Origin of the sequence: Nocardia carnea (assembly GCF_029869215.1) — a bacterium.
In the GTDB taxonomy this organism is placed as follows: Bacteria; Actinomycetota; Actinomycetes; order Mycobacteriales; family Mycobacteriaceae; genus Nocardia; species Nocardia carnea_B.
The window spans coordinates 1-6,524 of record NZ_JARWPM010000050.1 but is presented as its reverse complement, the minus strand read 5'-3'; the positions used below and the strand labels follow the sequence as shown (position 1 = coordinate 6,524).

8 protein-coding genes are annotated in these 6,524 nt (G+C 67.7%); 3 read left to right on the top strand and 5 right to left on the bottom strand.

All coding sequences use genetic code 11. The annotated features are described in order from the left end of the window. Window positions 1–132: 132 nt before the first annotated feature. Window positions 133–654, bottom strand: coding sequence for a helix-turn-helix domain-containing protein (locus tag QH276_RS02150; RefSeq protein WP_280398504.1), 522 nt, complete (start codon window positions 652–654; stop codon window positions 133–135). Window positions 655–799: 145 nt separating this feature from the next. Continuing rightward, entirely contained in the window at window positions 800–1,441 is a 642-nt protein-coding gene (locus QH276_RS02145) for a class I SAM-dependent methyltransferase (RefSeq protein ID WP_280398503.1), read from the bottom strand. Between the two features lie 107 nt (window positions 1,442–1,548). Between QH276_RS02145 and QH276_RS02140 the strand changes: the two genes are divergently transcribed. Next, on the top strand, window positions 1,549–1,839 hold the full coding sequence (locus QH276_RS02140; protein ID WP_280398502.1) for a cold-shock protein: 291 nt from the start codon (window positions 1,549–1,551) through the stop codon (window positions 1,837–1,839). 15 nt (window positions 1,840–1,854) lie between these two features. Here QH276_RS02140 and QH276_RS02135 read toward each other — a convergent pair whose 3' ends face one another. After that, entirely contained in the window at window positions 1,855–2,367 is a 513-nt protein-coding gene (locus QH276_RS02135; protein WP_280398501.1) for a thioesterase family protein, read from the bottom strand. 97 nt (window positions 2,368–2,464) lie between these two features. Next, the gene (locus tag QH276_RS02130; RefSeq protein ID WP_280398500.1) at window positions 2,465–3,376 is read right to left on the bottom strand and encodes an oxygenase MpaB family protein; all 912 of its coding nucleotides are present in this window, start codon (window positions 3,374–3,376) and stop codon (window positions 2,465–2,467) included. A gap of 761 nt (window positions 3,377–4,137) precedes the next feature. Between QH276_RS02130 and QH276_RS02125 the strand changes: the two genes are divergently transcribed. Next, on the top strand, window positions 4,138–5,199 hold the full coding sequence (locus tag QH276_RS02125; RefSeq protein ID WP_280398499.1) for an ATP-binding cassette domain-containing protein: 1,062 nt from the start codon (window positions 4,138–4,140) through the stop codon (window positions 5,197–5,199). A 59-nt stretch (window positions 5,200–5,258) separates the two neighbouring features. Beyond that, window positions 5,259–6,053: an ABC transporter permease gene (locus QH276_RS02120; protein ID WP_280398505.1), complete on the top strand. Its 795-nt coding sequence runs from the start codon at window positions 5,259–5,261 to the stop codon at window positions 6,051–6,053. A 4-nt stretch (window positions 6,054–6,057) separates the two neighbouring features. On the opposite strand, the gene QH276_RS02115 is transcribed toward QH276_RS02120, so the two are convergent. Beyond that, entirely contained in the window at window positions 6,058–6,270 is a 213-nt protein-coding gene (locus QH276_RS02115; protein ID WP_280398498.1) for a hypothetical protein, read from the bottom strand. Window positions 6,271–6,524: the final 254 nt, after the last annotated feature.

Below are 6,524 nucleotides of genomic sequence, written 5' to 3'. Positions count from 1 at the left end.
TTTTTTCGGCCGCGCGGGCGCCCCGGGCCCTCTCGCCGGGGCCGGGGCCGGGGGGGGGGCCGGGGGGGGCCGCGGGGGGCGGGGGGGGGGGCCGTGCGGCGCCCCGCCCCCCCCCCCCCCCCGCGGCGCAGATCAGTGGCCGGGCTCGATATCCGCCCGGCGCGACTTCTGGGCGATCTCGGCGGCGTACTCCTGATGTCCGACACCGGGAAGCTCTTCGAGGGTGAGGCTTTCGATATCCCAGCGGGGGCGGGCGTCGGCGATGAAGCGGATGGCGTCGCGGACGAATCGCTGCCCGGCGGGCTTGCCGATATGGGCCGAGGGGGTGTGCAGCCGGAACCAGCCGAGGAGATCCGCGGCGGTGCCGTCGATTCCGGTGGCGCTGACGGCCGCGTCCGAATCGGATGTATCCGGCAGCAGCAGGCTGGTGGGCGAAACTCCCAGGGCGACCGCGAGCGCCATCAGATCGTCCACATCGACCCGCCGCTCGCCCCGTTCGATCCGCGACAGACCCAAGACCGGGATGGGACGCCCGAGGGTCTCGAGCCTGCGGGCGAGATCGGCATAGCCCAGGTTCAGCCGGGTGCGATAGCGCAGGATATTTTCCCGGACAGTAGTACCTGTCGGGCCGAGCGGGTTCTTCTTGATCACCACCTGACCAGGTTTATCTATCGAAATGATTGCGTCAAGAATCGTTATGACCGGGCCATAGCCGACCTATCCGAGGCTTGCTCAGCTCATCTTGATCGCATCGAAATGATAGGGATCAAGATCTTCCCGATGCCATAACACCGGCCTATCAACTCGAGCGGAGCAGGAGCAGTGCCGCCTGCGGGGTTGTTTCCGTGCCGGCGGGTGCTCGCACGAAACGCATCTCGACGGCGAAGCCGGCGGCTTCCGCTTCCGCGGCCAGCCCGTCGGGGGCGATCCGGTGGAAGTCGAGCGAGACCGCGAACCCGAACCCCTCGTCGTAATGCTTTGTCTCGGTGCCGGCTTGGAACCCGAGCAGTACGCGTCCGCCCGGTCGCAGGACCCGGTGGAATTCGGCCAGCACCCCGGGGCGTTCGGCGGGCGGAATATGGATCAGGGAGTACCACGCGGCCACCGCCGCGAGCGAGCCGTCGGAGATATCGAGCGCGGTCATGGAACCCACCTCGAACCGGATATCCGGATGGCGGCGCCGAGCCAGCTCGACCATGGCCGGCGACAGGTCGAGCCCGCGGACCGCCAGACCCCGTTCGGCGAGGAAACCGGTCACCCGGCCCGGGCCGCAGCCGATATCGGCGACCGGTTCCCCGGGGCCGACCACTTCGGCGAAGGCCGTGAGTATCGCGCGTTCCCACGGGCTTGCGTCGAGTTCGTCGGCGAACTGTTCGGCGTACGCCGCCGCGATGGTGTCGTAGCCGGTGCGGGTGTCGGTGAGGAAGGATGCTTCTGGCACATGTGCACCGTATCGGTGTGCCGAGGGAACCGATCGTGACGTCCACCGGCACCGAGCGTACTTTTGAGGGTGTCGACCCTGAAATCACGAGTGGAGAAGACCTGGTAATGACCCCTTCGGAGGCTGTCGCACCCGGGATCGACCGAGCGGATTGGAGACGGGGGAGAGTCTTCTGGTTCGACTCCGAGAAAGGGTTCGGCTACATCAAACCCGACGACGGGACCGAGCAGGTCTTCGTGGAGTACCGGTGTATCGAAACCGACGGCTACCGGACGTTGCACGCCGGGCAGCCGGTGGTGTTCGTCAGCACCGCCCGCCCGCGTGGCCACGAGGCGGTCACGGTTCGCCCGGTATCGTCCGGCCGGTCCGACCAGGGGGCCGGAGCCGATCCGGCATAACGCGTCCCCGGGAGTTCAGCGGCGTACTCCCATTGCGCCGCAGATCGGCACGGGCCAATCCGCCTCGGTGGATTCGAGCTCGCGGTCGATGGCGGCGGCGATATCGGCGGCGAACGGCACCGCCGAGCGGGTGCGCAGATCCACATGGATCGCGGTGATCTCGAGGGTGCAGCTGAGGCGACGGGTGGTGTCGTTCAACAACATCGCCACCACGTGCACCACTTTGTCGGAGCGGGCCACTCCGCGCACGTAGACCGAAACCTCTTCGCCGACCCTGGTTTCGGCGTAATAGCGGATGTGGTGTTCGGCGGTGAAGACCCCGTTGCCGCGCGCGGAGCGGTAATTGTCGGTGAATCCGGCCCGTTCGAACATCTGTCCCGCGGCGTCGACACACAGGTCGAAGTAGTGCCGGATGTTCATATGGTCGTTTTCGTCCCGGAAGCTTTCGGGGACGCGGATCGGGCCGAGTTCGCGCGGCAGCCGGACCACCTGTTCATAGTCGGGAAGTGTGGTCGTGCTGCTGGTCACGGGGTGGTTCTCCTAAACGTTCGCGGCTCTTTCCGCAGTGTATCGAGGCAGCAGAAGGCCCCCGGAACGTGCGCCGTTCCGGGGGCCCTCGCGTCGATCAGAGCGGCCGGGTGTCGATCACCTTGCGCAGCCGGGCCTTGTCGCGTTCGAGTTTGCGGGCCTCGTAGGCGATCGGGAAGTAGCGCAGCCGTTCCGGCAGCAGCGGAACCAGGCGGGCGATGAACCAGCCGAGGATCCGCAGTTTGCGCTCATCGGAATCGGTCCAGGTGAGTCCCAGTTTGCGCCGTGCCACCTCCGGGGTGGTGCCGACGGTGACGAAGTGCTGCATGCGGCCGAACGGGCCGGTGAGGGCGCGCCACAACGGGTGCAGGGCCCGCGGCAGCTGGGCGGGCGGGGCGATCGTCCGGATGACCTTCAGGTAATCCTGCGCGGTCTGGGTGGCTTCCAGATGGTTTTCCACCTGTTCGGCGAAGAACTTCTCGAAGTCCGCGTAGGTCGCCGGCAGCTCCTTGGGCGGTACGTAGAAGTTCCGCATCAGCTGCAGCGTCTCGCGGTAGTAGTCTTCCTTCTCCGCGGTGGTCAGCGGCCGCTTCGCGAAATACTTGGCGTTCTCGGCGAACGCGAAGGTGCCGGTGTGCAGCACCCAGGCCCACGGGCCGCTGGACAGGGCGGTGTGCCGTTTCCCGTTGGCGTCGGTGGTGTTGAGGGTGGCGTGCATTTTGCGCAGCCGATCGGTTTCGCCGAGCGATTCCTCGCCGCCATAGGTCCACATCATCACCGCCGACAGGCTGCGCAGGGCCCGGCCGATGGGGTCGGTACGGAAAGTGGAGTGGGCATCGACCACCGCCGAAATCGACGGTTCCATGGTCTGCAGGAGGAAGGCCGAACCCGCGGTCAGTGAGAAGGTGATCAGCCCGACTTCTTCCCAGGTGCGGGTACCGGGACCGAACGGCCGGCGCTCGGCCGGCGCGTGGGTGTCGATGGCTGCGACGTCGACGGACGCGGTCATGCGGATCTCCCTTGATCTACTGCATCGATCTGATGAGACGATGATACTCCATCTCTCTCACCATTGCGGAGTGGTGATTCGGCGGAGCGATATCGCGGTGTGAAAGACCGGGACGGCAAACGGCAGGGGGAGGACAGGGGGCGCATCGCGACCGACCCCGGACATGAGAGCGGGCCTCGGCGAAGGGGGGGAGTTAGCCGAGGCCCGCGTAAGGTCGGCCCGGGGGGGAGGGGCCGACGCGTTCGATCCTACGCGATGATCCGTATTTGCGCGCACAAGAGGCCCAGTAGTTTCCGACTTTTTTTGGGCCGGATCACAGTTGTCTGGGCCGGGTCGCGAGCTGCGACGACGGTGCCGGACAGGGGCCCCGAACCTGTCGGTGATCGATGCGACTATGCGGCTGTGTACACCGGTTGTGAACTCCGGCGCTCTCTCGATTGCGGTGACCCGGCCCGCATTCGAGTACGGCGGGCCGCCGATTCGAGTAGTCCGCTACGCGCGACCGCGCGCCCGGCGGCCGCGAGGATCGAAACCGGTCGCACCTCGTACCGGCTACCCCGAGCACAGCCGGGCCGGGGTGCGGCCCTTTTTCGCGTGCGGGATGCGCCGCGGCCGGGCAACCGGATAAATCGGATGAAAACACCAGCGGTCGCGACAATACTGGCGCACAGTACGGCCGATCGCCGGATGCGCTTGCGGTCGGTGGCCCTGTGGGCACCGGCGAAACCTCTGCCCCGCACCTCACCCACTTCAGGAGAAATATGCCCGACGCAATAGTCGCCGAGGGTCTCGTCAAACATTACGGTCCGCGAGTGCGCGCCTTGGACGGGCTCGATCTCACCGTGCCAGAGGGCACCGTGACCGCCCTGCTGGGACCCAACGGCGCCGGTAAGACCACCACTGTCCGGGTACTCACGACGCTGCTGGTACCCGATGCCGGCCGTGCGACGGTCGCCGGGATCGATGTGCTCGCGCAGCCGAGGGCGTTGCGCTCGCGGATCGGTGCGTCGGGTCAATACGCGGCGGTCGACGAATACCTCACCGGCTTCGAGAACCTCGAAATGGTCGGGCGGCTCTATCACATGGGTACGCGGCGCAGTAAGGAACGCGCCCGCGAACTGCTCGAGCGGTTCCGGCTCAGCGATGCCGCCGACCGGCCGGTGCGCGGTTACTCCGGTGGTATGCGCCGCCGGCTCGACCTGGCCGGCGCTCTGGTGGCCAATCCGCCCGTGCTCTTCCTCGACGAGCCCACCACCGGCCTCGATCCGCGAGCCCGGCTGGATCTGTGGGATGTCATCGAGGAACTGGTCGCGGCCGGGACCACCCTGCTGCTCACCACCCAGTACATGGAGGAGGCCGACCGCCTGGCCGATGCCATCGCCGTGATCGACCGCGGACGGGTTATCGCCCGCGGCACCGCGGACGAGTTGAAGAGCATGGTCGGTGGGGACCGGATCGAACTGACTGTGGACCATGCCGACAACCTGGCCGTCGCGCAGCAGGCGCTGAGCCCGCTGGCCGACGGCGATATCCATCTCGAGCCCGGCCTGCGGCGGGTCGTGGTGCCGGTGAGCAACGGCTCGCAGGCGCTGGTGGACGCCATCGGACGGCTGACCGAGCAGGGCGTGCGGATCCACGATGTGGGACTGCGGCGCCCCTCGCTCGACGATGTTTTCCTCTCGCTCACCGGCCACGAGGCGCAGGAACAAGCGGACGAGGGCGGCGAATACCGCGATCTCGGTAGCGGAAAGGGCGGTTCCGAAGCTGCGGGCACTGCGCCGGACGCCGGTGAACTCGAAGTCATGGAAGGAAAGAGCAGATGACCGCGGTGGCACCGGCCGGCGTTCCCCAGGAATCGCTCGGTCTGCGGGAACGGCTGTCCATGATGGTCAGCGACAGCCTGACCGTCACCAAGCGCAATGTGATCAAGATAAAGCGAGTGCCGGATGTGCTGATCTTCAGCACGCTCTCGCCGATCATGTTCGTGCTGTTGTTCGCCTATATTTTCGGTACCGCGATCAAGGTTCCGGGCCTGGAGGGCGGCTACCGGGAGTTCCTCATCGCCGGCATTTTCGTGCAGACCGTGGTGTTCGGATCCACCTTCACCGGGCTCAGTCTCGCCGAGGATATGCAGAAGGGCATCATCGACCGGTTCCGGTCGCTGCCGATGGCGCCGTCGTCGGTGCTGATCGGCCGCACGGTCAGTGATGTGGTGATCAATGTGGTGAGCCTGGTGGTCATGTCGCTCACCGGTCTGGTGGTCGGCTGGCGGATCCGCGGGTCGCTGCTGGACGCGATACTGGCCTACGCGTTGCTGCTGCTGTTCGCCTACGCCATCTCGTGGATCATGGCGGTGGTGGGGCTGCTGGTGCACACCCCCGAGGTGTTCAACAACGCGAGTTTCATGGTGATCTTCCCGCTCACCTTCCTGGCCAACACCTTCGTCCCGTTGCAGGATCTGCCGAGACCGCTACAGATCTTCGCCGAGTGGAACCCGGTATCGGCACTCACTCAGGCGACTCGTGACCTGTTCGGGAACTCCGCACCCGGTGTCGACGTATCGGAGGCGTGGTCGCTGCAGCATCCCGTCGCGACGACCCTCATCTGGGTGGTCATCATCCTGGCGGTGTTCGTTCCGCTGGCGCTGCGGCAATACCGCAAGACGGTCAGCCGCTGACGGATCAGCTCTCGGTGGTCGCGGCGGCGCCGTTCGTGGCGGGCGCCGCGACGCCGGGACGCGATTGGCCGATACGCGGCGGCGCGGCCGCGGGCTCGGGCGGTTGCGGGCGTTTACTACGCACCAGCCATGCGGTGCCACCGGCCGCCGCCACCGCGGCGGCGGCGAGCAGCCGATAGCGCGAACGGCCGGAGGGACGCAGTGGGTTCGAGCTCATGGCTCAACTCTGACACAGCCGGACCGATAGCGCAGACTGCCTGGTCAGCGGGGCAGGCCACCGGACGGGGCGGGCCGTCCGCCGGGGCCCCGCCCCGCGGGGGGGGGGGGGGGGGGGGGGGGGGGGGGGGGGGCCCCCCGGCCGGGGGGACCCCCCCCCCCCCCCCCCCCCCCCCCCCCCCCCCCGGCCGGCGGCCCCCGGCGGACGGCCCGCCCCGTCCGGTGGCCTGCCCCGCTGACCAGGCAGTCTGCGCT

Bases quoted from the DNA above. Each gene is read 5' to 3' on its own strand.
- QH276_RS02140 (WP_280398502.1), top strand. From the start codon at position 1,549: ATGACCCCTTCGGAGGCTGTCGCACCCGGGATCGACCGAGCGGATTGG.
- QH276_RS02130 (WP_280398500.1), bottom strand. From the start codon at position 3,376: ATGACCGCGTCCGTCGACGTCGCAGCCATCGACACCCACGCGCCGGCC.
- QH276_RS02125 (WP_280398499.1), top strand. From the start codon at position 4,138: ATGCCCGACGCAATAGTCGCCGAGGGTCTCGTCAAACATTACGGTCCG.
- QH276_RS02120 (WP_280398505.1), top strand. From the start codon at position 5,259: ATGATGGTCAGCGACAGCCTGACCGTCACCAAGCGCAATGTGATCAAG.
- QH276_RS02115 (WP_280398498.1), bottom strand. From the start codon at position 6,270: ATGAGCTCGAACCCACTGCGTCCCTCCGGCCGTTCGCGCTATCGGCTG.